A 23,641-nucleotide genomic window follows, 5' to 3' on the forward strand; every position below is an offset into this window, starting at 1 on the left:
GGCGTCGGGCCGCGCAGGAAGGGATCGAGCCTGTCATTTCAGCGGGCTCGAAGAAAACTCATCGTATTTCCAATGAGAGATGCTCAGGACAGAGCGACGCCAGGAAGTCGCGCGCGTCAAATGCCTCTCCAGCGGTAAAGACGCCGGCTGTTTTGACCTGGCCGCTGACGACTCGCGCCATCGCCTCCACGACGAGAGGGGCGCTGAACGCATAAATGTCTCGCCCGCTGGCAACTGCCCGGCGCTCCTCGCCTCCTCGGCGCGCAAGCACTTCAACCAGAAATGTTTGTGACGACCGACCGCTTTCGTCGCTTGCCGTCGGCGCCAGCTGATTCGGATCGGTCAGGTCCTTGACTGCTGCGACCGTCATGTACGAGCGAATCTCGGGCGTCTTCAGGTGACGCGAGATCGTCACGGTGTCGGCCATGGTGAATTCTGCGATGACCGGCTGCTTTCCCATCGGCGCGGGAAACGTCCAGTCAACGACCGGCGCTGCCCCCGTGATATACGATAGTTTTCCGTTCGCGAAGACAACCCGGCGGCCGTCCCGGCGTTGCTTCGAAACCTGCCCTGCGATCAATGTCCCGGGCGTCGGCCTCCAGCTGTCAAGTCCATAGGCGATGGAAATTTCATCGGCCGAAGTCCAGTCGCCCATCGCCGCGGTCGCCAACAGATCACCCAGCCCCCCGTAGAACGCCATGGCGTGCACCACCACAATGCCTTCTTCGCGTGCGCGATCAGCGAACAGCTCGAAGGTGTCAATGTTGGCTTCTATTTCCGCCGCAACGTCCAGATAGGGAATCCGGGCGCGCAATGCGGCTTCGATCAGGGGTGCGGAGGTGCTGGCAAAGGGGCCGGCACAGTTGATGACCGCCACGGCACCCACCAGCGCACGATCGAGCGAGGCAGGCTCATCGACCGATGCGGGCCGCACCGCGAGCCCGGGATGTTCCGCCCCGATGGCGCTCAGCTTCTCGGGATCGCGTCCGGAGAGGATGGGCGTCCAGCCGCGCCTGCGCAACTCCGAAACCACGAACCGCCCGGTGTGCCCATAGGCGCCATACACGGCCACAGCTTGTTTTTTTGATGTCATCACGGAAATCCCTTCAATGGAGAGCCATCCGTTGCAAGACGCTACAGATCTGTACTCTTTCAATGAGTGTAGAGTACAGATCTGTAGCGTGTCAAGAGTTTAGAGGAAATGCAATGAAAAAGCGTACTGCCGAGACCACCAAAGTGAGTGATGAGCGTGGCGCACCGAGCGTGCGGGAACGCGTCCTTGAGACCGCGGCGACGCTGTTCTACCAGGAAGGCGTCAGAGCCGTCGGCGTCGATCTTGTGGTCGAACGATCCGGCGTCGCCAAGACCAGCCTCTACCGGCACTTCGCCACCAAGGACGATCTCGTGGTTGCATTTCTCGAGCGCGAGGATGCCGAGTATTGGAGTGACTGGGAAAGTGCCGCGGCGCAAGGCAAGGATGATGCCGAAGCGGAACTTCAGGCGCTTCTGCGCTGGATCGCCGAGCATATCGCCGGGCCGAAGTACCGCGGCTGCCCGTTTCTCAATGTGGCGACCGAGTTCCCGGCTCCAGCCCATCCCGCCCGCGCAGTCGCCAGAAGGAACAAGGTGGAACTGCATCGCCGTCTCGGCGTGCTGGCCAGGAAAATGGGGGCTCGCAAGCCTGACGAGCTGGCCGACCAGCTTGTGCTTCTCATCGATGGCGCCTATATGAACGGTCCGCTTCTCGGCAAGAAGGGGCCGGCGCACTCGCTCGTGGCGGCGGGACTGGCGTTGGTCCTTGCTGCTCAACGTCGCTGATGTTCGAGGCAACAACCGAACGCACCGCACTGCCGCAATGGGCCCGTTGTTGACCGCCACGAACGACCGCTGACTGGCAAGTCAACCATTAAAATTCAACAACCAGATAACCGGCATCGCTGTCGGTTACGATGGCGGTGGGCCGGCCTCATTGGCGGGCCACGTCGCTCGGACGGTTCCGGGCGCTTACGTGAAAGTTCAACATGACCGCTTCCTCCTCCGGCAAGCGCCGCTTTGCGCGCATTGACCGCCTGCCTCCCTACGTCTTCAACATCACAGCCGAGCTCAAGCTGGCGGCGCGCCGGCGTGGCGAAGACATCATCGACATGAGCATGGGCAACCCCGATGGCGCGACGCCACCGCACATCGTGGCCAAGCTCACCGAGGTCGCGCAGCGGCCCGACACGCACGGCTACTCGGCCAGCAAGGGCATTCCACGCCTGCGCCGCGCCATCGCGCACTGGTACCAGAGCCGCTACCAGGTGGCGATCGACCCCGACACCGAGGCCATCGTCACCATCGGCTCCAAGGAAGGCCTGGCGCATCTGATGCTGGCCACGCTGGACCGCGGCGACACCGTGCTGGTGCCCGACCCGAGCTACCCGATCCACATCTACGGCGCGGTGATCGCGGGGGCCGACATCCGCTCGGTGCCGCTGACGCCCGACACGGATTTTTTCGCGGAGCTGGAGAAGGCGATTCGAGGCAGCTACCCCAAGCCCAAGATGATGGTGCTGGGTTTTCCGTCCAACCCCACGGCGCAGTGCGTGGAGCTGGAGTTCTTCGAGAAGGTGATCGCGCTGGCACGCAAGCACGACATTTTTGTGGTGCACGACCTGGCCTATGCCGACATCGTGTTCGACGGCTGGAAAGCACCTTCGATCATGCAGGTGCCGGGTGCCAAGGACATTGCGGTCGAGTTCTTCACGCTGTCCAAGAGCTACAACATGGCGGGCTGGCGCGTGGGCTTCATGGTGGGCAACCCCGACCTGGTGGCCGCGTTGGCCCGCATCAAGAGCTACCACGACTACGGCACCTTCACGCCGCTGCAGGTGGCAGCCATCGCCGCGCTGGAAGGCGACCAGAGTTGCGTACAGGAAATCGCCGCGCAGTACCAGAGCCGGCGCGATGTGCTGTACAAGGGCCTGACCGACGCCGGCTGGCCGGTGGACTGCCCCAAGGCCTCGATGTACATCTGGGCCCGCATCCCCGAGGCCTATCGCAAGCTGGGTTCGTTGGAGTTTGCCAAGCAGTTGCTTGAAAAAGCCAAAGTCTGCGTGTCACCCGGCATTGGCTTTGGCGACCATGGCGACGACCATGTGCGCTTTGCGCTGATCGAAAACGAAGCCCGCATCCGCCAGGCCGTGCGCGGCATCAAGGCCATGTTCAAGGCCGACGGGCTGGTCAGGTCCTGACTTACTGCTGCTGCGGCTGCGGCTGCGGCTGCGGCTGCGGCTCGAGGGTGACCGGGGTCGCGTCGGGTGCGGTGACCACCGTCTCGATTTCACGGAGCACGCCACCACCGGCCACGCTGCCATCAATCTTGCCGCGGCCTGTAACTCGTGCCTGGCAGGCGGCTTTGTCGTCATCGCCTTTGAACACGTCGCAGCGTTTCAAGGCGTTGGCCGCGAACTGGGCGCTCGTGTTGTCGAGTTTGCCGGCGCGCTTGTCGGCGGCGGCGTTCCTGGTCTCTGTCAGGCAAGTGGCCTTGTCTTGCTGCGTCTTGCCGCTGGTGCAGGCGGCTTTTTCGCGTTGCGTGTTGCCTGAGGCATCAATGCCCGTGGTGCCGGAGGCGACCTGCGCCGTGGCCGCGGTGATTGCCAGAAGGGCTGTCAAGCCGAAACAGGCCAGGCTCTTGTGTGTACTGAATGCAGTCATGTCAACTCCTTGTTGAAACGATGACTCCAGTTTAGAAACGCCTGCCGGTCTGCCGTGAGAGGAAACCTGACCGGTCGGGCAGGGCGTAAGGCCGATTTGGCTGTAGGACGGGTCTGACACAGGCGTGCTTTAGCGCCGGACTTTAGGAAGAAAGTTGACGAAAAACGGGCCGGATCGAGGATCGGGCGTTACATGGACCAGATGCGCGGGATGGACGGCGGTTTTTGCCAGAAATGGCTGCGCCAGACGGTCCACACCTGCCTGAGCAGGTCCATGGCCGGCTCGACCAGCGGTGCCAGCACCCGCACGACGACGATCTGGGCATCCGGGCTGGTGGCGCCTGCGGTGGCACTGAGCGGGTGCGCTTCCATGACTTGCCGGGCGATGTCCAGCGCGTCTTGCCGGCGCTGGCGTGCCAGCTTGCTGCCCGCCACAAAAAAGAGCGAGGCCATGCAGCGCTGGCCGGCCAGGCCCAGCGGGCTGTCCATCAGCAGGGAGTCGTCGGCCTGGATGCGTGCGCGCTCCAGCCACACGCCGGGCACTTCAATGTGCTGGCAAAAGCTGCCCTGCGCGAACGGCTGGCCGGCGTTCGGCAGGCCCAGAGCCGTCACGTCCCAGCCGATCAGCTCGGCCCCCGGGGCCAGGTCCATGGTGAGGCGGTTCTCGGCCAGGCAGCCGCTGTAGCAGATCGCCTCCAGTGGCAGCCACTCCATGCGGGCATCGGCTTGCAGCGCCAGGTGGGTGCGCTGCAGCGCGGGCTCTCCCAGCGATTTGTAAAAGCGGGTGGCGCCGGGTGTGGTGACCAGCCCGTGCGCGCCAGTGGCTGCCTTGAACGTCATGTCCAGCGTGTCGCCCCCCACCAGACCGCCGGGCGGGTGCACCAGCACGTTGTGGCAGACGGTGTCGCCCTCTGGGTAAAGGCTTTGCAAAATGCGCAGCGGGCCGTCGTGGCGGAAGCGGGCGACCGTCTTGCCGGCTTGCAGCGTGTAGTCAAGCGTCAGGGTCGCGTTCCAGGTCATGGCTGAAGTTTAACGCTGCGATGACGGCAATTTGCTATTAAATCAGGAGCTGTTTGCGTAGATTTTGCGCCGGTTAGAGCCATTTTTCTTATAAATTTTCTGACTTGAGCGGTTGACGCCGTTTCAGCCGCCTTGCGAGCCGCGGTGTGCCCAGGCCGTGGTGTGCTTCTCGATGTAGCTGAACAGCTCGTACATCAGCATGGCCATGGCGCCAATCACCACCAGCCCGGCAAAGGCCAGCGCCAGCCGCTGCTGCGAGCCGGCGCTTTGCATGAGGTAGCCGATGCCGGAGTCGCCGGCCGTCATCTCGGCCAGCACCGTGCCTACAAACGCCAAGGTGATCGTTACTTTGAGCGAGCCGTAAAAGTAGGGCATGGAGCGCGGCAGCCCGACCTTGACCAGCACGTCCCAGCGCTTGGCGCCCAGCACGCGCAGCACGTCTTCGAGTTCGGGCTCCAGCGTGGCCAGACCCGTGGCCATGTTGACCGTGATCGGAAAAAAGGAGATCAGGAAGGCGGTGAGAATGCCCGGGCCCACGCCAATGCCGAACCAGACGATGAGAATGGGCACGATGGCCGCCTTGGGCACGGCGTTGAAAGCCACCAGCAGTGGGTATACCGCCGCATAGGCCAGCCGGGACGAGCCCACCAGAAAGCCCAGCAGCACACCCACGACGATGGACAGGCCAAAGCCCAGCATGGTGACCCAGAAGGTTTTCCAGGCGGCTTGGGCAATGGGCCCTGAAAATTCAGCCAGCGACTGGGCAATGGCCAGCGGCGCCGGGAAGATGAATTCGGGAATGTCAAACGCGGTGCATGCCAGCTGCCAGAGCATCAGCATGCCGAGCAGCAGCACCAGTGGCGACCAGCGTTCCATTTGTTTCTTGTTCATGGTGGGGCAGACTTCAGGCGTTGGTCACGGTAGCAGCGCCGGCCACGCTGCGCACGGCCCCGATGTGGCCGCGCAGCTCGTGCACGATGTCGCTGAACTCTTTGGTGTAGGTGATTTCAAGATCGCGCGGGCGCGGCAGGGCTATCTCTTTCTTCACCACAAAGCGGCCCGGGCTTTTGCTCATGACATACACCGTGTCGGCCAGGAACACCGACTCGCGCAGGTCGTGCGTGACCAGAATCACATTGAAGCGCTGTTCGGTCCAGAGGTCCCGCAGGATGCACCAGAGCTCTTCGCGCGTGAACGCGTCCAGCGCGCCAAAGGGCTCGTCCAGCAGCAGCATCTTGGGTTCATGGATCAGCGCGCGGCAGATGCTCACCCGCTGCTGCATGCCGCCCGAGAGCTGCCAGGGGAATTTGTCTTCATAGCCACCCAGGCCCACTTTCTGCAGCAGCTTGCGGGCGCGCTCTTCGTAGGTCTTGCGCCGGGCCTTGAAGTTGCTGCGGTAGGGCTCCACAATTTCCAGCGGCAGCAGCACGTTGTCCACCGTAGTGCGCCAGGGCAGCAGGGACGGCGCCTGAAAAGCCATGCCCGAGATTTTGAGCGGTCCGGTCACCGGCTGGCCGTCAATCATGATGCGCCCGCGCGAAGGCATCCTGAGCCCGGTGGTGAGCTTCATGAAGGTCGACTTGCCGCAGCCCGACGGGCCGACGATGGCGATGAACTCACCCTCACGCACCTTCAGGTCAATGGCCTCCACGGCGAAATGGCTCTGCGCGAGCAGTTCTTCGTTGTAGGCGAGCCAGACATCGTGGAAATCGACAAATGCGCTGGTGCGGGGGGCTGAGGTGCTGGCTTGCATCAGGTTTCCAGGTCAAAACAAAGCCCCGCCCCTGTCAATGGGGCGAGGATTGCTATCAAAAATGTAGCAAATTACTTCTTCGGCAGGATGTTCAGATCGGCCGCAGTGGGCAGGAAGGAGCCATTCCAGATGGCGTCGGGGTTGATGCGGGTTTTGGTGCCAAAGGCATCCGATACCTGCGATGCCATGAGCGTCAGGCGCGGGCCTTTGATTTGGCCAAAACCTTCGGCACGGGCGTCGGGGCTGTTGACGACCGTATCGATCGCCAGCTGCAGGCGTCGGGTTTCGAGGGGCACATTGATGATGCCGTCGCGCGCCTTGACGTCTTCAATGGCCGCGGCAGGGTTGGCGATGACGTCTTTGGCGCCCTTGGCAAAGGCCTGCAGAAAGGCCTTGACGGCCGCCGGGTTGTCCTTGATCAGCTTGGGCGATGCGATGACCACGTTGCCGTACAGCTTGACGCCATGGTCGGCATAGGGCAGCACCATCACGTCTTCGGCTTTCACGCCGCGTGCTTCCAGGTTGAGCAGCGAGGTGAAGGTAAAGCCGGTGATGGCATCCACATCGCCACGGGCCAGCATGGTTTCGCGCAGCGGCGGGTCCATGGTGGTCCACTGCACGCCCGTGATGTTGTTGGCCTTGGCAAAAATCGGGAAGGCGCGGCGTCCGGCATCAAACACCGGGGCGCCGAGCTTCTTGCCGCTGAGGTTGGCCGTGGTCTTGATGCCCGATTTTTTGAGCGCCATGACGGAAGCCGGCGTGTTGTTGTAGACCATCATCACGGCAACAGGCTTGTTGGGGGCGTCCGGGTTGTTGGCATGAAACTCCATCACGGCCGCCAGATCGGCAAAACCCATGTCATAGGTGCCCGAGGCCACGCGCTGCACCGCGCCGCCCGAACCGTTGCCGGCGTCTACCGTCACGTCGAGCTTGTTGGCCTTGAAATAACCTTTGGCGACCGGGGTCAGAAACAGCGCAGCCGGGCCTTCAAAGCGCCAGTCGAGCTGGAATTTGATGGGCGTGTTTTGGGCATGGGCGACGCCAAAGGCTGCCGTGGCGAGCAGCGCTGCAGTGGTTTTTAGAAAAAGTCGCTTGGACATGGGGGCTCCTGAGAATAAAAATGGGGATGACCGACTGGTAGCAATAACAATGCCCGCAACGCTTCGGGTGCGCCATTCGTGCGCTGTATTTTCGGCGAACTTCGACCCGGGGTTGCTGGTTTTCCCTAGGTGATTACCCCCCAGCGCATCGGGCCTGCGGTGCTTCAGGGAACGATGGTGGTGAAGAGATAGACCGCGAAAAGCACCAGGTGCACGATGCCCTGGAGCACGGTGGTGCGGCCGGTGCCCAGTGACAGCGTGGCCACCAGCAGGGACAGCAGCAGGACTGTCGATTTGATGTCGATCCCGAGGACCAGCGTCCAGCCCGTGGCCAGCGAGACGATGGCCACGGCCGGAATCGTCAGCCCGATACTGGCCAGCGCCGAACCCAGAGCCAGGTTGAGGCTGGGCTGCAGGCGATTGGCCCGTGCCGCACGCAGGGCCGCCAGGACCGAAGCCAGCGGCCCGGCTGCTATCAGCACGCTGTAAAAGCCGGGCAGGCCCAGAGCCCGGCGCCTGCCAGCAGCAGCCAGCCTGCAACGGGCGCAAGAATGGACCAGAGAGGGAGGGAAGCGAGGGCGGGGTGTTGCTTCATGCCGCCGATCATATCGGCATGGGCATGGGCATGGGCTGTGAATGTGCGGGCCAGCCTCCCGATCGGCTGGCCCGCAGCGCGTTCAGGCGTCGGGTGCGACCGGGTGCTGTGCCATGGTTTCAAGCGCCCGCACCAGGGCCGAGTGGTCGGCCTGGCCATGGCCCAGCGCCACGCAGGACTGCATGAGCTGTGCCGCGTTCGCGGTCTGCGGCAGCGCCACGCCCAGGGCGCGCGCGCTTTGCAGGGCGAGGTTCAGGTCCTTCTGGTGCAGCGCGATCCGGAAACCCGGGTTGAAAGTGCGCTTGATCATGCGCTCGCCATGTACTTCGAGGATGCGCGACGAGGCGAAGCCGCCCATCAGTGCCTCGCGCACCTTGGCCGGGTTGGCGCCGGCCTTGGAGGCGAACACCAGGGCTTCGCCAACGGCGGCGATGTTGAGTGCCACGATGATCTGGTTGGCCACCTTGCAGGTTTGCCCGTCGCCGTTGCCGCCGACCAGCGTGATGTTCTTGCCCATCAACTCAAACAGCGGCTTGACGCGCTCGAACGCCGCATCCGGCCCACCGACCATGATGGTCAGGCTGGCGGCCTTGGCGCCGACTTCTCCACCGGACACCGGTGCATCGAGGTAGTCGCAGCCGAGGGCATTGATTTTTTTCGCGAACTCTTTGGTCTCCATCGGCGAGATCGAGCTCATGTCGACCACGGTTTTCCCTTTGGACAGGCCGGCTGCCACACCGTTCTCGCCGAACAGCACTTTTTCCACATCGGGCGTGTCGGGCACCATGATGAAGATGATGTCAGCCCGCTCGGCCACGCCCTGCGCGGTGGTGCAGATGGTGACGCCGCCATCGGCCAGCGCCGAGGGCACATTGCCCACGGTGTTGACGAACAGCACATGGCCGGCCTTGAGAAGGTGGCCCGCCATCGGCGCGCCCATGATGCCCAGGCCGATGAAGCCGAGTTTGAGTCCTGATTTGGTCATGAAAGTTTCCTGTTGATCCGTTCGCCTTGAGCGGTGTTTTGTTAAGCCAATGCCTTGATCCAGCCGAGTCCTTCGGCGGTGGTGGTTTTGGGTTTGTATTCGCAGCCGATAGCGCCCTTGTAGCCTATGGCGTCGATGTGCCGGAGCAACCAGGCGTAGTTGATTTCGCCGGTGCCGGGTTCGTTGCGGCCGGGGTTGTCGGCCAGCTGGATATGGCCGATGCGGCCCAGCTGGTTCTTGATCGTGCTGCCGAGTTCGCCCTCCATGCGCTGGGCGTGGTAGATGTCGTACTGCAGAAACAGGTTGTCGGAGCCAACCTCGTCGATGATGGCCAGCGCCTGGTCGGTGCGCGTGAGGAAGAAGCCCGGAATGTCGTAGTGGTTGATCGGCTCGATCAGCAGGCGGATGCCGACTTCCTTGAGCGCAGCCGCCGCGAACTGGAGGTTGCCGACGAAAGTGGCATGGGCATGTTCGCGCTGCACGCCTTCGGGCACCTTGCCCGCCAGGCAGTTGACCTGTTTGCAGCCCAGCGCCGTGGCGTAGGCGATGGCGCGGGCCACGCCTTCACGGAACTCGCTCACGCGGTCCGGGTGGCAGGCGATGCCGCGCTCGCCGGCATCCCAGTTGCCGGCCGGCAGGTTGTGCAGCACCTGGGTCAGCTGGTGCTGCTTGAGGGCGGCGACCAGCTCTTCCTTGGGGTAGGCGTAGGGGAACAGGTATTCCACGGCGTCGAAGCCGGCGGCGCGGGCTGCGGCGAAGCGCTCCATGAAGGGCACTTCGGTGAACAGCATGGTGAGGTTGGCGGCGAATTTTGGCATGTCGGTCCTTTCAGTGGATCCGTCATCCTGAGCACAGCGAAGGATCTCAAGCGCTGGAGATTCTTCGCTTCGCTCAGAATGACAGGCGGGTTTCAGTCGAGCAGAGCGTTGGCGACTGCCGTCGGCGCGTCGGATTTCTTCACCGCGAGCTCCTCGAATTCATTGATGTTGTTGATCTCGGTGCCCATGGCGATGTTGGTGACACGCTCCAGGATGACTTCGATGACGACGGGGACCTGGAACTCCTTCATCCAGGCTTCAGCCTGCTTGATGGCGGGTGCCAGTTCTTCCTGCTTGTGCACGCGCAAGGCCTTGCAGCCCAGGCCTTCAACCACCTTCAGGTGATCGACGCCATAGCCTTTGACGGCCACGTCTTCCTCGGGCGTGTTGATGTTGTCAAAGCCCAGCTGCACGCAGTAGTCCATCTCGAAGCCGCGCTGGGCCTGGCGGATCAGGCCGAGGTAGGAGTTGTTGACCACGACGTGGATGTAGGGCAGCTTGAACTGCGCGCCCACGGCCAGCTCCTCGATCATGAACTGGAAGTCGTAGTCGCCCGACAATGCCACGATCTTGCGGCTTGGGTCGGCGGCGCGCACGCCCAGCGCAGCGGGCACGGTCCAGCCCAGCGGGCCGGCCTGGCCGCAGTTGATCCAGTTGCGTGGCTTGTAAACGTGCAGGAACTGCGCGGCCGCGATTTGCGACAGGCCGATGGTCGACACATAGCAGGTGTCATCGCTGAAGGCGCGGTTCATGCACTGGTAGACGCGCTGCGGCTTCATCGGCACGTGGTCAAAGTTGGTTTTGCGCAGCAGCGTGCGCTTGCGCTCCTGGCATTGCGCCACCCATTCGCTGCGGTCCTTGAGCCGGCCGGCGGCTTTCATTTCGCGCGCCACCTGCACGAACAGTTCCAGCGCGAGCTTGGCGTCCGAGACGATGCCGTAGTCGGGTGCGAAGACACGGCCGATCTGCGTGGGCTCGATGTCCACGTGCACGAACTTGCGGCCCTTGGTGTAAACCTCGACCGAGCCGGTGTGGCGGTTCGCCCAGCGGTTGCCGATGCCCAGCACGAAGTCGGACTCGAGCATGGTGGCGTTGCCGTAGCGGTGGCTGGTCTGCAGGCCGCACATGCCGGCCATCAGCGGGTGGTTGTCGGGAATGGTGCCCCAGCCCATCAGCGTGGGGATCACGGGGATGCCGGTGATTTCGGCGAATTGCACCAGCAGATCCGAGGCATCGGCGTTGATGATGCCGCCGCCGGACACGATCAGCGGCTTGTCAGACTCGCCCAGCATGGTCAGGGCTTTTTCGATCTGCGCGCGCGTGGCGCCCGGCTTGTAAACCGGCAGCGGCGAGTAGGTGTCGGGGTCGAACTCGATCTCGGCCATCTGCACGTCGAAGGGCAGGTCGATCAGCACCGGGCCGGGCCGGCCCGAGCGCATCAGGTGAAAGGCCTGCTGGAAGGCGCGCGGCACCTGGGCCGGCTCGCGCACGGTGACTGACCATTTGGTGACCGGCTTGGAAATCGACTCGATGTCGACGGCCTGGAAGTCTTCCTTGTAGAGGCGGGCGCGCGGCGCCTGGCCTGTGATGCAGAGGATGGGAATCGAATCGGCCTGGGCCGAGTACAGACCGGTGATCATGTCGGTGCCGGCCGGGCCCGAGGTGCCTATGCACACGCCGATGTTGCCGGGGCAGGCACGGGTGTAGCCCTCGGCCATGTGCGAGGCGCCCTCGACGTGGCGCGCCAGGATGTGGCTGATGGTGCCCTGCTTGCGCAGCGCCGAGTACAGCGGATTGATCGCCGCGCCGGGAATGCCGAACGCCTGCGTGACGCCTTCTTTCTCCATCACCCAGACGGCGGCCTGGATGGCTGTCATTTTTGCCATGATTGATCTCCTGTGTTGATTGAACTTTAGGGACCAATCGGCTTTGGCAGAAGGCGGCTGGAGACCATAAAACCTATTCCTGAGTGGAATAAATAGCTCTATGATGAGCCCATGGACAGATTGCAGGCAATGCACATGTTTGTGCGCGTGGTGGAGACGGGCAGCTTCTCGAAAGCGGCCAAGGAGTTCGCCACCACCCAGCCCACCGTGACCAAGCAGGTGGCGGCCACCGAGGCGCGCCTGAAGGTGCGGCTGCTCAACCGCAACACGCGCGGCGTGAGCCTTACCGAATCGGGGGCGCTGTATTACGAGAAATGCAAATCAATAGTGCGCGAGGTCGAGGAGGCTGACAACATCGTGCAGCTGCGCCAGACACAGGCGCAAGGCCTGCTGCGCATCGGCACCTCGGTGGCGTTCGGCCGCCGCGTGATCGTGCCGCTGGCGCTGGACTTCATGGCCAAGCACCCGCAGGTGCAGGTGGACCTGAGCTTCGAAGACCGCTACACCGATCTGGTGGCGCAGGGCATCGACGTGGCCGTGCGCATGGGCAAGCTGGCCGACTCGACGCTGGGTGCGCGCTTTCTCGGCATGAACCCGTGGGTGCTGGTCGCTTCGCCCAAGTACCTCAAGAAGCAGGGCACGCCGAAACGACCGGCCGAGCTGAGCAGCCACAACGCGCTGATCTACAGCAGCGTGCAGGGCGATGATGTCTGGCGTTTGTTCACGCCCAAGGGAGATCCGGTGACGGTGCCGGTGACGGGCCGGCTGCGCTCCAACAACCTCTCGGCCGTGCTCGCCGCGGCACGTGGCGGCCTGGGTATTGCGGCGCTGCCGCGCTATGTGGCCGAGGATTCGCTGGTCTCAGGCCACATCGTCGAAGTGCTCAGGGATCACGCGCTGCCCGAGCAGGAAATCCACGCCGTGTTCCCCTCGCCCAAACTGGTGCCAGGCAAGGTCCAGGCCTTCATCGCCTTTTTACAGGGGCGTTTTGGCGAGCGCTGGTGGGAGACTTTGCCGAAAGTCTGAAACGGCCTGGCTGAAAATTTTCACTGAACAAATTGGCCTCCTGCCCTCGTGGAGATTGCGCAAACAGCTATAAAATTGATAGCAAATCGCGTCAGTCAACGAATCGGCCTTGTCGGTGAAGTAAAAACTGATTCACCCGGAAGGTGCGGGCCGCCAGAAAGCAAAACTCCCGCCGCAGCGGGAGTTTTGAGGGGGTGGGGCCGTGCCGTCAGGCCAGCAGGTCCCGCAGCGTACGTGCGATCACCTTGGTGGCGCGGCGCAGGTCTTGCAGCTCCAGCCGCTCGTCGGCGCGCTTGGCGTGTGACTCGAGCACGGTGCGCGGGCCGGCGCCGTAGATCACGCCGGGGATGCCGGCCTCGCCATACAGGCGCACGTCTGTGTACAGCGGCGTGCCCATGGCGGGAATCGCCTGGCCGAACAGTTGCTCCCCATGCTTCTGGATCGCTTCGACCAGCGGCTGGTTGTCGGGCAGGGGTTTCATCGAGTTGGCCAGCAGCAGGCGCTTGATGTCCACCGTGATGCCGGGCAGCCTGGCGGCCGCATCGGCGATCACCTGGCGGATCGTCGCTTCGACTTCCACCGGATTTTCCTCGGGAATCATGCGGCGGTCCAGCTTGAACACCACCTTGCCGGGCACCACGTTGGTGTTGGTGCCGCCTTCGATGCGGCCGACGTTCAGGTAGGGGTGCTTGATGCCTGCGACCTGCGACGTCACCTGCTTGTAGAGCGTGTTCTGGGCGTAGAGTGCATTGAGGATCTGCACCGCGCCCTGCAGTGCATCGACGCCGGTGTCAGGGATGGCAGCGTGGGCCATCTTGCCGTGTACCGTCACTTCCATCTGCAGGCAGCCGTTGTGCGCGGTCACGACCTCGTAGCTAAAGCCCGCGGCAATCATCAGATCGGGTTTCGTGAGCTTGTTTTTGAGCAGCCAGCCCGGGCCCATTTCGCCGCCGAATTCCTCGTCGTAGGTGAAGTGCAGCTCCACTGCGCCCTTGAGCTTGGCGTCCAGCGCTTCAAGCGCGCGCACGGCGAAGGTGAAGGTGGCGAAGTCGCATTTGCTGACCGCCGAGGCGCGGCCATAGATCTTGCCGTCCTCAATCACGCCGCCATAAGGGTCCTTGGTCCAGCCTTCACCGGGCGGCACCACGTCGCCGTGGGCGTTCAAGGCGATCGTGCGGCCTTCACCGTAGCGGCGGCGCACGATCAGGTTGGTGAGCGACTCCAGGCCATAGGCCTGCACCTCGGCCTGCGGCACGGCGTGCTTCTCGGCCTCGAAGCCGAAGCCTTTGAGCAGCTCGGCCGTGCGTTCGGCGTGCGGCGCATTGTTGCCGGGCGGGGTGTCGGTGGGCACGCGGATCAGCTCCTGCAGGAAGCGCACCTCCTCGTCGAAGTGGGCATCGATCCAGGCGTCAAGTTTGTCGTAATCGCTCATTTCATTTCCGTGGCAAGGTTGTTCAGGAGAAGCTGGAAGGCTTCGACGGCGAGCTGCATGTCGTCGCTGGTCGTGCTTTCCAGCGGGTTGTGGCTCAGCCCCGAGTTCTGGCCGCGCACGAACAGCATGGCCTGGGGCATCACCTCATGCAGCTTCATCGCGTCATGGCCGGCGCCGCTGGGCATGCGGTACAGCGGCACGCCCAAAGTGTCCACTGCGCGTTCCCAGCGCTGCTGCCATTCGGGCGCGCTGGGCGCGGCGGCGGCGCGCATGGCTTCTTCCACCGTGTAGCGCAGGCCGCGGCGCTCGCAAATGGCCTTGAGTTCCGCCATCACATCGGCCACCATGGCGTCGCGCTGCGGGTCGGTCGGCGCGCGCAGGTCCAATGAAAAAAGGCAGCGACCCGGCACCACGTTGATCGAGCCGCTGGGCACCTGCAGCATGCCGATCGTGCCAACCGAGTCACCATCTTTTGCAGCGCGCTTCTCCACATACAGCGCGAGCTCGGCCACGGCGGTGGCGGCGTCGCGACGCCGGTCCATCGGCGTGGTGCCGGCATGGCTGGCCATGCCGATCACTTCGCAGAGAAAGCGCACGCCGCCGTTGATCGAGGTCACGATGCCCAGCGGCAAGTCGATCTCGTTGAGCACCGGGCCTTGTTCGATGTGCACTTCGACAAAGCCCAGGTAGTCGGCCGCATTGCGGCGCAGCTTGGGAATGTCGGCTATGCACAGGCCTGCGTGCTGCATGGCGTCCCGCATGGTGATGCCATCCGCATCCTTCTGGTCCAGCCATTGCGGCTTGAAATCGCCTATCAGCGCGCCCGAACCGAGGAAGGTGGCCTTGTAGCGCTGGCCTTCCTCTTCGGCAAAGGCTATCACCTCGAAGTTGAACGGCAGGCGCTTGCCCTGATGAGAGAGTTCGCGCACGCAGGCCATGGGCGTGAAGATGCCAAGGCGCCCATCGTACTTGCCGCCGTTGCGCACTGTGTCGTAATGGCTGCCGGTCATCAAGGTCTTTACTCCCTCTCCCTCTGGGAGAGGGTTGGGGTGAGGGCCCGCCTTGTAGCGGCCGACCACATTGCCCACGGCATCGATCTCCACCTCGTCGAAGCCGCAGTCGTGCATCCAGTGCGAAATGCGCTGGGCGCAGGCGCGATGCGCATCGGTGAGGTAGGTGACCGTGAGCTGGCCCTTTTCGGCATAGCCGGGGTCGCTGTGCTGCGCCAGTTTTTCCTGCCAGTCCCAGACCAGGTTGCCCAGCGTGGGCTGGGCACCGAACTTGTCGTTCAGGCGAATCTCGACGATGCGGTGGATGTTGCGCAGGCACTCGGCGAGCTCGAAGTCCGGGTGGTTGTCCAGCCGGCGCTCGAAGGTCTCGATGATTTCCTGCTTGGTCAGGCCGGTGCCACGCGGCCCGCGCACGGCCAGAATGAAGGGAAAACCGAACTTGGCGTTGTAGTCGGCGTTGAGCTGCTGGATTTTGGCGAATTCTTCCGCGCTGCAATTCGTGAGGCCGGCCTTGCTCTGCTCGTGGGTCGATTCGGTGGTCAGCGTCTTGCTGACCATGGCCTTGCCGGCCAGTTCAGGGTGGGCGCGGATCAGCTTGAGCTGGGCCTCGCGGCCGGCGTCGGCGACGATGCGCGCCATCGCATGCTTGAGCTGCGGCAGCGATTTGAACGGGCGCTGCGCGAGCGCGGCCTCGGCGATCCAGGGCGAGTGCTCGTACAGGCCGTCGAGCAGTTGGGCGGCTTCGGGGGCGGGAGCCGCATTGAGTTGTTCCAGGGTGAGAGCCATGATCAGCCTTTGAAGGGGTGGACTTGTTTCCAGTGCCGCGCGATGTCGATGCGGCGGCACACCCACACGCGATCGTGCTTCTGCACATGGTCAAGAAAGCGTTGCAGCGCCACAATGCGCCCGGGCCGCCCAAGCAGGCGGCAATGCATGCCGATGCTCAGCATCTTGGGCCGGTCGTCACCATCCGGCGCGCCTTCAGCGTAAAGCGCATCGAAGCTGTCGCGCAGGTAGGTGAAGAAGTCATCACCCTGCGAGAAGCCCTGCGGCAGCGAGAAGCGCATGTCGTTGGTGTCCAGCGTGTAGGGCACGACCAGCTGCGGCACTACGCTGCCATCGGTCTTCTGGACCTTCATCCAGAACGGCAGGTCGTCGCCGTAGTAGTCGCTGTCGTACTCGAAACCGCCGTAGTCGGCCACCAGGCGGCGTGTGTTGGGGCTGTCGCGGCCGGTGTACCAGCCCAGTGGCCTTTCGCCTGTGAGCTCCTTGATGATGTCCATGCCGACGCGCATGTGCTCGCGCTCGGTCGCCTCGTCGACATTCTGGTAGCTGATCCAGCGCCAGCCGTGGCAGGCAATCTCGTGGCCCAATGTCTTGAATGCGGCGGTCAGCTCGGGGTGGCGCTGCAGGGCCATGCTCACGCCGAAGACCGTCAGCGGCAGGCCGCGCTTTTCAAACTCGCGCAGCAGGCGCCAGACGCCCACGCGCGAGCCGTATTCGTAAATGCCTTCCATGCTCAGGTGCCGGTCGGGAAAGCTGGGCGGGTTGAACATTTCCGAGAGGAACTGCTCCGAGCCTGCGTCGCCGTGCAGCACCGCGTTTTCGCCGCCTTCCTCATAGTTCAGCACGAACTGCACGGCGATGCGGGCATTGCCGGGCCATTGCGCATGCGGCGGGTTGCGGCCGTAGCCGGCTAAATCGCGCGGGTATATTGTTGCCCCCACGCTTGCCACTGCGTGTGCTGCGCTGCCCCCCGGGGGGGCTATTTTTCCTAGGGGCGGCCCGTCGGAAAAATGCTTTGCCCCCACGCTCGTTGTTGTCTGTTTTGTGTTCATGACAGTGCCATTGAAATATCGTTGGTCGGGACCTTGCGGTCGAAGGTCAGGTTTTCCTCGACATGCAGCAGGTGTTCGTTCATCAGGCGGACGGCACGTTCTTCGTCCTTGGCGGCCAGGGCCTTGACGATCTCGGCGTGCTCATCGTTGGAGTGCTCGGCGGCGCTGCGGGTCTGGTACATCAGCGTGATCAGTGCGCAGCGCGAGATCAGTTCGCCCAGCATCTGCGCCAGCACCTCGTTGCCCATCAGTTCGGCCATGCGCACATGGAAGTCGCCCAGCAGCTCGGTGCGGCCGGCCACGTCTTCTTTTTCGACGGCCGCCTTTTCCTGGGCCACATGCTCCTTGAGCGCGCGGATTTTGGCTGGCGTCACTTCGCGCACGAAGGCGCGGGTCATTTCGGCTTCCAGCATGCGGCGCACGGCAAATACCTGGCGGGCTTCGTTGGCCGCCGGGGCGGCTACAAACGCACCGCGCGCGGGCTCGAGCCGTATCAGCCGGTTTTGCGCCAGCTGGAACAGGGCCTGGCGCACCAGTGTGCGTGACACGCCGAAGTGGTCGGCGAGCTTCTGCTCGGCCAGCTTGGTGCCCGGATGCAGGCGGTGATCGACGATGGCGCGGGTCAGCGACTCGACGATAAAACTCGTGGTGGAAGACTCCATGCGATGCATGATAGCCTGAAATCGGAAAAGTGTATACACTTCTGTCTACCGTATTTACCCGAAGGAGACATTCATGGGCTTGAGCACACATGTACTGGACACCATGCACGGGAGTCCGGCCGCCGGCATGCAAGTGGCGCTGTACACCACCGACGGCGACCAGGCGACGCTGGTCAAGCAGTTCCAGCTGAACCACGACGGGCGCAACCCCGACGGCCCGCTGTACGACAACCAGAGTCTCAAGAAGGGGACTTACCGTCTGGTGTTCGACGTGGCGGGTTACTTCAAGGCGCGGGGCGTTGCATTGCCTGAGCCGAATTTCCTCAACAAGGTGAGCCTCGATTTCGGCGTGGCCCACACCGACCAGCACTACCATGTGCCGCTGCTGGTGAGTCCCTGGAGCTATTCGACGTACCGGGGCAGCTGACAGCCGGCGCAGTCCTGAGTGATGAGAAGGTCATGAAAGAGTCATGGGAATCGGGTAAAACCGCGTCACACAACTGGTTTGCCCATGAACTCAAAATCAACTGCCCGTCTTAGCCGCCGTCAGGCCCTTGTCTTGTCCGCAGGCGCCGCCGCCAGTCTGGTCGCTCCGCATGCCAGGGCCCAGGGCTATCCCGACCGCCCCGTCAAGATCATCGTGCCCTTTGCCCCTGGCGCCGGTACCGATGCCATGGCCCGCCTGGTTGCCAAGCACCTTGGCGAGGTGATGGGGGGCACGTTTGTGGTGGACAACCGTGCGGGGGCTTCGGGCGCCATTGGCACGCAGCTGGTGGCGCAGGCGCCGCCCGATGGCTACACGCTGCTGCTGGTGGCTTCGCCTTTTACGACCGTGGCCGCTTCGCTGCCCAGCGCCAACTACGACCCGCTGCGCCAGTTTGCCCCGGTGGGCATGATCGCCACTGGCCCGCTGGTCTGGGCCGCCAATGCCAATTTGCCTGCCAGCAACATGAAAGAGCTGGTGACGCTGGCACGGCAAAAGCCGGGCGCGCTGAACTACGGCTCGGCCGGCGCCGGCGGGGTCAACCACCTGGTGCTGGAGCTGCTGAAATCACGCACGGGCACCTTCATCACCCATATTCCCTACCGCGGCGTTGCCCCGGCCACCATGGACATGATCGCGGGCCAGGTGCAGCTGATCACGGGCACCATTCCTGCCTTGCTGCCTTTCATCAAGGACGGCCGCATCAAACCCCTGGCCGTGACCAGCGCCAAGCGCTCCAGTGCCTTGCCCGATGTACCGAGCATGACCGAGGCCGGACTGTCAGGGATTGATGTCGTCAATTACTTTGCCCTGATGGCGCCCGCCGGCACACCGGCTTCCATCATCACGCCGCTCAATGCGGCCATCAACAAGGTGGTGACCTTGCCCGAGGTGGTGGCGCGGTTCAAGGCCGATGCGGTAGAGGCCGCACCCGGCTCGCCCGCGCTGCTTGGCCACTTTATTGAGGCCGATTACCGCGCCTGGCGCAATGTGGTGAAGACGCAGAATCTCAAGATTGAATAACTGAGCCCCCACGGTCGCTCACTGCGTGTAGCTCCCTGCCCCCCGAGGGGGCCGCTGCGCCTGCGGCCCGGCGAAGCCGGTTCCGCGGCCCCTGCTGGTGAAGAGGTCCCCTTTGATCGCCAAGTAGGCATTAGGCGACGGTGGCGTAAATCACGTCACGGCGCGCAACGCAGAACTTCAAGGTCGAGCCGCGGAACCGGCTCTGCCGGGCCGCAGGCGGGCGGCCCCCACGGGGGGCAGCGCAGTACGCGAAGCGACAAGCGTGGGGGCTTATTACAACTGCCCCTCGGTCAGCGTATCCAGCTGGAATTGCCCGCTTTTGTGCCACAGCCAGGTGTCGGTGTAAACCACCTTGCCCAGCCGTGCGGGTGCGGGAAACGGGGAGGCGCTGCGGATGGTGCGCTCGATCTCCGCGATGACTTCCGGCGCATGTTTGGGCGCGCGCATCCAGTCCAGGCGGGTCACGTGACCGCTCCGGTCAATTTCCACATTCAGCACGCCAATGGCATACAGCAGAGGGGGCATCTTGCCTTTGTAGATGCGGTTCGTATTGAGTCCGTAAATATGCGAGGCCCCGTCTTCGCGGTAGGCACGCGGCGACACGGCGGCCGAACTTCGGGCCGGCGCAGGGGCTGCTGCCGGGCTGACTACCGGGGCCTCGGGCAGGGATGAGGCCGGGGGAGGTTCTTCGGGCGCTGTTTTACAAGCAGTTACCAGCGCAGAAACAGCGGCAGACAGAAGTGTGAGCAACCAGAAGCGGCGTTCGGGAGAGGTGGTCATGCGGGTCCTTGCGGTTTTCACGGGGTGCTTGGTGCTTGGTACTATGGTGACAAGGTGCAATCCCGGGTCAAAATCCGGACTGCAGTTGTGCTTGGCCGGATTGTGCCGAAGATTGAATCGACTGATCAAACCGTTGTGTAACCCTAGGTTTTTTTTGTACCGTGACTGATAACAAAGCTATTTTCCTGACCCGACTGGCGCAGCAGCCCGCGGTGCTGGTGCAGGTGGCGTCCACCCAGGGCTCCGTGCCGCGTGAGGCCGGTACCTGGATGGCCGTCTTTGCCGATGCCGTGGTGGGCACGATTGGCGGCGGCCATCTCGAGTACCAGGCGCTGGAGGTGGCCCGTGAGCGGCTGCAGGGCGCACCGGATGCGGGCCTGGTCCGGTTTGCGCTGGGGCCAGCGCTGGGCCAGTGCTGTGGCGGCGTGGTGCATCTGCGGTTTGAGCGGGTTGGCGCGGCTGACCTGCCGGCCCTGACGGCGCGGCTCGATACAGGCCGGCTGCCCGTCGCCCTTTTCGGGGGCGGTCATGTCGGCAAGGCGCTGGTTAGCGTGCTGGGCAGTTTGCCGTTTGCCGTGACCTGGGTTGATAGCCGCGATGAAATCTTTCCTGAGACCGTGCCATTCAATGTGAGTTGCGAGTATTCCGACCCGGTGCAGGCGGCCGTGAAAGACCTGGCGCCGGGCTCGCGGGTGCTGATCATGAGTTTCAGCCACGCCGAAGACCTGGACATCGTGGCCGCGTGCCTGAAGCGCCAGCGCGACCAGGCGGATTTGCCCTACATCGGCCTGATTGGCAGCCAGACCAAGTGGGCCACTTTCCGGCACAGGCTGGAGGCGCGCGGATTCAGCGACGACGAACTGGCCCATGTCACCTGCCCGATTGGCGTGCCCGGCATCACCGGCAAGGAGCCGGAAGTGATTGCGGTGGCGGTGGCGGCGCAGTTGCTGCAGACCTTGGGCTAGCCCCCACGGTCGCTCACTGCGTGTAGCTCCCTGCCCCCCGAGGGGGCCGCGTTTCGCCTTGGGGCGGCCCGGCGGCGAAACCTAGGGTTTACGCTAGGTCTGCAGGCATAGGAATGACTGGAATGCAAGAGCAAAAGTGTATACACTTCGGTAGACAGGTCGCAGCGGAGCACACATCTTGTTGTTCGTGGCCAAACTTCTGCTCAGAGCGCCCGCAGTGGTGAGCAGGTTGCAAACAAGCGGCTTTGCGCCGCGAGGTTGAGAGACTATGGAAAGTTATCTTCTCGACTGGGCCAACCTGCTGCTGCGCTGGGCCCACGTCATCACCGCCATCGCCTGGATTGGCTCCTCGTTCTACTTCGTTTTTCTGGACAGCAGCCTGACCGCGCCAGAAGAAGAGGAGCTGAAAAAGCAGGGCGTCAGCGGCGAGCTCTGGGCTGTGCACGGCGGCGGTTTTTACCACCCGGTCAAGTTCAACGTCTCGCCGCCCAAGCTGCCCGAGCATCTGCACTGGTTTTACTGGGAAAGCTACACCACCTGGCTGACCGGCTTTGCGCTGTTCACCGTATCCTACCTCTGGAGCGCCAGCACCTACCTGATCGACAAGTCGCTGATGAACTGGTCGTCGGGTGCGGCCATCGGCGTGGCGCTGTCGTTTCTGGTGGTGTTCTGGATGCTGTACGACGGCATCTGCCAGCTGTTTGGTCGGCGCAAAAACGGGGATGCCATCGTCGGCGCGCTGGTGCTGGTGCTGGTGTGCATCGCCTCCTGGCTGGCCTGCCACTGGTTTGCCGGGCGTGCCGCCTTCCTGCTGGTGGGCGCGATGCTGGCCACGAGCATGAGCGCCAACGTGTTTTTCTGGATCATTCCGGGCCAAAAAAGGGTGATCGCATCGATCAAGGCCGGCGAGCCGGTTGATCCCGTCCACGGCCAGCGCGGCAAGCAGCGCAGCGTGCACAACACCTACTTCACGCTGCCGGTGCTGTTTGCCATGCTCAGCAACCACTACAGCTTCACCTACAGCCACCCGCAGAACTGGGTCATCCTGATCCTGATGATGTTTGCCGGCGCTGCCATCCGCCAGTTTTTTGTGCTGCGCCACGGCTACAAGCTGGGCCGCAACCGGCACCCGATCGGCTATGCACTGATCGGCATCGCGGTCATCGTGGCCGTGATCGTGTGGCTCCAGCCGCCTGTGGCCCATAAAGCTGCTACTAATTCAATAGCTGCCGGCGCAAATTCTGCCGGGGCTAAAGGCCAATCTGACTATCAATCCGTGCAGAAAGTGCTGGAGCAGCGCTGCTACCTGTGCCATGGCGCCCAGGTGCAGATGAAAAACTTGCGGCTCGATTCACCGGAGCTGGTCAGCCAGAACGCACAGGCCCTGTACCAGCAGGTGGTCGTGACCAAAATCATGCCGATGAACAACGCCACCAACATGACCGATGCCGAGCGGCTGCTGGTCAAGCAATGGTTTGAGGCCGGCGCCAAGGTTCAGTAGCGTTGTGCGGCGCTTGCCCCTGCCTACCAGGCTACCAATCAGTCACCAAGCCGGCGGCACGGGTTGACGATTTTTCAAAGTGGTTTGCCAGGAAGTCGACAAAAGCCCTGACGCGCGCTGACAGTTGGTGCCGCTGCGGGTAGACCGCATGGATGTCGGCGGGCGGTGTCCGGTAATTTTCCAGCACCGGCTGGAGCCGGCCGCTGCGCAGGTATTTGGCGATGTCCCATTCGGCCCGCATCAGGATGCCGTGCCCGTCCAGGGCCCAGTTCACCGCAATTTCGCCATCATTGGTGCTCAGGTTGCCGCGCACCTTCACGGTCTCCGTGCGCTTGCCCGTGCTCAGGCGCCACACGCCGTAAGCCTCATCCCCCTGTCGGATCCCGATGCAGTTGTGCCGCGTCAGGTCGTGCGGGACTTTGGGGGCGCCATGCCTGGCCAGATAAGCGGGGGCGGCACACAACAGGCGGCGATTGGGTGCGATTTTTCGGGCAATGACGCGCGCGTCCGGCGGTTCGCCAAAGCGGATGCAGACGTCGAACGCGTCTTCGGTCAGGGGCGGGGGATTGACCGACAGCTGCAGTTGCACCTGGACTTCCGGATGGCTTTTGACGAAGCGCGAGATCAGCGGCGCCACGTGGCTGCGTCCAAAACCCAGGGTGGCATTCACGCGCAGCAGGCCTTTGGGCGCGGCCACGGCATGGGACACCAACTGCTCCATGTCTTCGATGTCGGCCAGAATGCGCCGCGCGTGGGTGAGGTAAATCTCGCCTTCTGGCGTCAGGCTGGCGCGGCGGGTGGTGCGGTTGAGCAGTTGCACGCCCAGCCGGGCCTCCATTTGCGCCAGCCGTTTGCTGATGGCGGCCGTGGTGACGCCGAGCTCGCGGGCGGTGGCCGAAAAGCTGCCGCATCGGACCAGCAGGCTGAAAAAAGCCATCTCTGAAGGCGGTGCGGCGGACGCAGTCATTCTTAACTTGAAGTAAACAATGGCATCACTTTAAGTTCTTTTGATCGACAAGGCAATCGGTACAGTTGTCAGCAGGACAACTCACAACAGCCCAGGAAATT

22 protein-coding genes and 1 pseudogene are annotated in these 23,641 nt (G+C 63.4%); 7 read left to right on the forward strand and 16 right to left on the reverse strand.

Translation table 11 applies throughout. From position 1 onward, the window contains the following. Nucleotides 1–58: 58 nt before the first annotated feature. Nucleotides 59–1,093 (reverse strand): saccharopine dehydrogenase family protein, encoded by a 1,035-nt coding sequence (locus tag V6M61_RS04660; protein WP_332775402.1) that lies wholly within the window; start codon nt 1,091–1,093, stop codon nt 59–61. 113 nt (nt 1,094–1,206) lie between these two features. On the opposite strand from V6M61_RS04660, the gene V6M61_RS04665 reads away from it, so the two are divergent. After that, a complete protein-coding gene (locus V6M61_RS04665) occupies nt 1,207–1,818 on the forward strand; it encodes a TetR/AcrR family transcriptional regulator (RefSeq protein WP_332775403.1) in 612 nt (203 codons plus the stop codon). A 203-nt stretch (nt 1,819–2,021) separates the two neighbouring features. Next, complete coding sequence (gene alaC / locus V6M61_RS04670) at nt 2,022–3,233, forward strand: alanine transaminase (RefSeq protein ID WP_332775404.1); 1,212 nt, start codon at nt 2,022–2,024, stop codon at nt 3,231–3,233. 1 nt (nt 3,234) lies between these two features. On the opposite strand, the gene V6M61_RS04675 is transcribed toward alaC, so the two are convergent. From V6M61_RS04675 to gcl, 9 genes and pseudogenes are all read right to left on the reverse strand, one after another. Further along, entirely contained in the window at nt 3,235–3,696 is a 462-nt protein-coding gene (locus V6M61_RS04675; protein ID WP_332775405.1) for a hypothetical protein, read from the reverse strand. Nucleotides 3,697–3,884: 188 nt separating this feature from the next. Beyond that, nucleotides 3,885–4,715 carry an urease accessory protein UreD gene (locus tag V6M61_RS04680; protein WP_332775406.1) on the reverse strand — a complete coding sequence of 277 codons (831 nt, stop codon included), beginning with the start codon at nt 4,713–4,715 and terminating at the stop codon, nt 3,885–3,887. Nucleotides 4,716–4,838: 123 nt separating this feature from the next. Next, the gene (locus V6M61_RS04685; protein ID WP_332775407.1) at nt 4,839–5,606 is read right to left on the reverse strand and encodes an ABC transporter permease; all 768 of its coding nucleotides are present in this window, start codon (nt 5,604–5,606) and stop codon (nt 4,839–4,841) included. A gap of 13 nt (nt 5,607–5,619) precedes the next feature. Next, nucleotides 5,620–6,468, reverse strand: coding sequence for an ABC transporter ATP-binding protein (locus V6M61_RS04690; RefSeq protein ID WP_332775408.1), 849 nt, complete (start codon nt 6,466–6,468; stop codon nt 5,620–5,622). A 71-nt stretch (nt 6,469–6,539) separates the two neighbouring features. Continuing rightward, the gene (locus V6M61_RS04695) at nt 6,540–7,568 is read right to left on the reverse strand and encodes an ABC transporter substrate-binding protein (protein WP_332775409.1); all 1,029 of its coding nucleotides are present in this window, start codon (nt 7,566–7,568) and stop codon (nt 6,540–6,542) included. 164 nt (nt 7,569–7,732) lie between these two features. Beyond that, nucleotides 7,733–8,023: pseudogene (locus V6M61_RS04700) on the reverse strand (ionic transporter y4hA); the annotation flags it as partial. A 222-nt stretch (nt 8,024–8,245) separates the two neighbouring features. Next, nucleotides 8,246–9,148 carry a 2-hydroxy-3-oxopropionate reductase gene (gene glxR / locus V6M61_RS04705; protein ID WP_332775410.1) on the reverse strand — a complete coding sequence of 301 codons (903 nt, stop codon included), beginning with the start codon at nt 9,146–9,148 and terminating at the stop codon, nt 8,246–8,248. A 41-nt stretch (nt 9,149–9,189) separates the two neighbouring features. Further along, nucleotides 9,190–9,966, reverse strand: a complete 777-nt coding sequence (hyi, locus tag V6M61_RS04710; RefSeq protein ID WP_332775411.1) for a hydroxypyruvate isomerase — start codon at nt 9,964–9,966, stop codon at nt 9,190–9,192. A gap of 92 nt (nt 9,967–10,058) precedes the next feature. Beyond that, complete coding sequence (gcl, locus tag V6M61_RS04715) at nt 10,059–11,852, reverse strand: glyoxylate carboligase (RefSeq protein ID WP_332775412.1); 1,794 nt, start codon at nt 11,850–11,852, stop codon at nt 10,059–10,061. Between the two features lie 111 nt (nt 11,853–11,963). On the opposite strand from gcl, the gene V6M61_RS04720 reads away from it, so the two are divergent. Continuing rightward, a complete protein-coding gene (locus V6M61_RS04720) occupies nt 11,964–12,878 on the forward strand; it encodes a LysR family transcriptional regulator (protein WP_332775413.1) in 915 nt (304 codons plus the stop codon). Nucleotides 12,879–13,086: 208 nt separating this feature from the next. On the opposite strand, the gene V6M61_RS04725 is transcribed toward V6M61_RS04720, so the two are convergent. The 4 genes from V6M61_RS04725 to V6M61_RS04740 form a co-directional block, all read right to left on the reverse strand. Continuing rightward, nucleotides 13,087–14,310 carry a M20 family metallopeptidase gene (locus V6M61_RS04725; RefSeq protein WP_332775414.1) on the reverse strand — a complete coding sequence of 408 codons (1,224 nt, stop codon included), beginning with the start codon at nt 14,308–14,310 and terminating at the stop codon, nt 13,087–13,089. Beyond that, nucleotides 14,307–16,106 carry a 2-oxo-4-hydroxy-4-carboxy-5-ureidoimidazoline decarboxylase gene (gene uraD / locus V6M61_RS04730; protein WP_332775415.1) on the reverse strand — a complete coding sequence of 600 codons (1,800 nt, stop codon included), beginning with the start codon at nt 16,104–16,106 and terminating at the stop codon, nt 14,307–14,309. Before uraD ends, V6M61_RS04725 begins: the two co-directional genes overlap by 4 nt. Before the next feature lie 2 nt (nt 16,107–16,108). Further along, entirely contained in the window at nt 16,109–17,047 is a 939-nt protein-coding gene (puuE, locus tag V6M61_RS04735) for an allantoinase PuuE (RefSeq protein WP_442957728.1), read from the reverse strand. A gap of 107 nt (nt 17,048–17,154) precedes the next feature. After that, on the reverse strand, nt 17,155–17,820 hold the full coding sequence (locus V6M61_RS04740) for a GntR family transcriptional regulator (protein WP_332775416.1): 666 nt from the start codon (nt 17,818–17,820) through the stop codon (nt 17,155–17,157). A gap of 73 nt (nt 17,821–17,893) precedes the next feature. Between V6M61_RS04740 and uraH the strand changes: the two genes are divergently transcribed. Together uraH and V6M61_RS04750 are read left to right on the forward strand one after the other, a co-directional pair. After that, nucleotides 17,894–18,247 carry a hydroxyisourate hydrolase gene (uraH, locus tag V6M61_RS04745; protein ID WP_332775417.1) on the forward strand — a complete coding sequence of 118 codons (354 nt, stop codon included), beginning with the start codon at nt 17,894–17,896 and terminating at the stop codon, nt 18,245–18,247. 84 nt (nt 18,248–18,331) lie between these two features. Next, complete coding sequence (locus V6M61_RS04750; RefSeq protein ID WP_332775418.1) at nt 18,332–19,327, forward strand: tripartite tricarboxylate transporter substrate binding protein; 996 nt, start codon at nt 18,332–18,334, stop codon at nt 19,325–19,327. 273 nt (nt 19,328–19,600) lie between these two features. On the opposite strand, the gene V6M61_RS04755 is transcribed toward V6M61_RS04750, so the two are convergent. Beyond that, on the reverse strand, nt 19,601–20,107 hold the full coding sequence (locus tag V6M61_RS04755) for a hypothetical protein (RefSeq protein ID WP_332775419.1): 507 nt from the start codon (nt 20,105–20,107) through the stop codon (nt 19,601–19,603). 161 nt (nt 20,108–20,268) lie between these two features. On the opposite strand from V6M61_RS04755, the gene xdhC reads away from it, so the two are divergent. Further along, nucleotides 20,269–21,072, forward strand: a complete 804-nt coding sequence (gene xdhC / locus V6M61_RS04760) for a xanthine dehydrogenase accessory protein XdhC (RefSeq protein ID WP_332775420.1) — start codon at nt 20,269–20,271, stop codon at nt 21,070–21,072. A 268-nt stretch (nt 21,073–21,340) separates the two neighbouring features. Then, nucleotides 21,341–22,573 (forward strand): urate hydroxylase PuuD, encoded by a 1,233-nt coding sequence (locus V6M61_RS04765; protein ID WP_332775421.1) that lies wholly within the window; start codon nt 21,341–21,343, stop codon nt 22,571–22,573. Nucleotides 22,574–22,604: 31 nt separating this feature from the next. Here the strand turns inward: V6M61_RS04765 and V6M61_RS04770 are convergent, their stop codons facing one another. After that, the gene (locus tag V6M61_RS04770; RefSeq protein ID WP_332775422.1) at nt 22,605–23,540 is read right to left on the reverse strand and encodes a LysR family transcriptional regulator; all 936 of its coding nucleotides are present in this window, start codon (nt 23,538–23,540) and stop codon (nt 22,605–22,607) included. Nucleotides 23,541–23,641 lie beyond the last annotated feature (101 nt).

Origin of the sequence: Polaromonas sp., assembly GCF_036676035.1 — a bacterium.
Taxonomy (GTDB): Bacteria; Pseudomonadota; Gammaproteobacteria; order Burkholderiales; family Burkholderiaceae_C; genus Polaromonas.

Coding starts and splice junctions, on each gene's coding strand:
- V6M61_RS04765 (WP_332775421.1), top strand. CDS start 21,341: ATGGAAAGTTATCTTCTCGACTGGGCCAACCTGCTGCTGCGCTGGGCC.
- V6M61_RS04675 (WP_332775405.1), bottom strand. CDS start 3,696: ATGACTGCATTCAGTACACACAAGAGCCTGGCCTGTTTCGGCTTGACA.
- gcl (WP_332775412.1), bottom strand. CDS start 11,852: ATGGCAAAAATGACAGCCATCCAGGCCGCCGTCTGGGTGATGGAGAAA.
- uraH (WP_332775417.1), top strand. CDS start 17,894: ATGGGCTTGAGCACACATGTACTGGACACCATGCACGGGAGTCCGGCC.
- V6M61_RS04755 (WP_332775419.1), bottom strand. CDS start 20,107: ATGACCACCTCTCCCGAACGCCGCTTCTGGTTGCTCACACTTCTGTCT.
- V6M61_RS04725 (WP_332775414.1), bottom strand. CDS start 14,310: ATGAGCGATTACGACAAACTTGACGCCTGGATCGATGCCCACTTCGAC.
- uraD (WP_332775415.1), bottom strand. CDS start 16,106: ATGGCTCTCACCCTGGAACAACTCAATGCGGCTCCCGCCCCCGAAGCC.
- V6M61_RS04720 (WP_332775413.1), top strand. CDS start 11,964: ATGGACAGATTGCAGGCAATGCACATGTTTGTGCGCGTGGTGGAGACG.
- V6M61_RS04660 (WP_332775402.1), bottom strand. CDS start 1,093: ATGACATCAAAAAAACAAGCTGTGGCCGTGTATGGCGCCTATGGGCAC.
- V6M61_RS04740 (WP_332775416.1), bottom strand. CDS start 17,820: ATGGAGTCTTCCACCACGAGTTTTATCGTCGAGTCGCTGACCCGCGCC.
- V6M61_RS04770 (WP_332775422.1), bottom strand. CDS start 23,540: ATGACTGCGTCCGCCGCACCGCCTTCAGAGATGGCTTTTTTCAGCCTG.
- alaC (WP_332775404.1), top strand. CDS start 2,022: ATGACCGCTTCCTCCTCCGGCAAGCGCCGCTTTGCGCGCATTGACCGC.
- hyi (WP_332775411.1), bottom strand. CDS start 9,966: ATGCCAAAATTCGCCGCCAACCTCACCATGCTGTTCACCGAAGTGCCC.
- V6M61_RS04680 (WP_332775406.1), bottom strand. CDS start 4,715: ATGACCTGGAACGCGACCCTGACGCTTGACTACACGCTGCAAGCCGGC.
- V6M61_RS04695 (WP_332775409.1), bottom strand. CDS start 7,568: ATGTCCAAGCGACTTTTTCTAAAAACCACTGCAGCGCTGCTCGCCACG.
- V6M61_RS04750 (WP_332775418.1), top strand. CDS start 18,332: ATGAACTCAAAATCAACTGCCCGTCTTAGCCGCCGTCAGGCCCTTGTC.
- V6M61_RS04690 (WP_332775408.1), bottom strand. CDS start 6,468: ATGCAAGCCAGCACCTCAGCCCCCCGCACCAGCGCATTTGTCGATTTC.
- V6M61_RS04665 (WP_332775403.1), top strand. CDS start 1,207: ATGAAAAAGCGTACTGCCGAGACCACCAAAGTGAGTGATGAGCGTGGC.
- V6M61_RS04685 (WP_332775407.1), bottom strand. CDS start 5,606: ATGAACAAGAAACAAATGGAACGCTGGTCGCCACTGGTGCTGCTGCTC.
- glxR (WP_332775410.1), bottom strand. CDS start 9,148: ATGACCAAATCAGGACTCAAACTCGGCTTCATCGGCCTGGGCATCATG.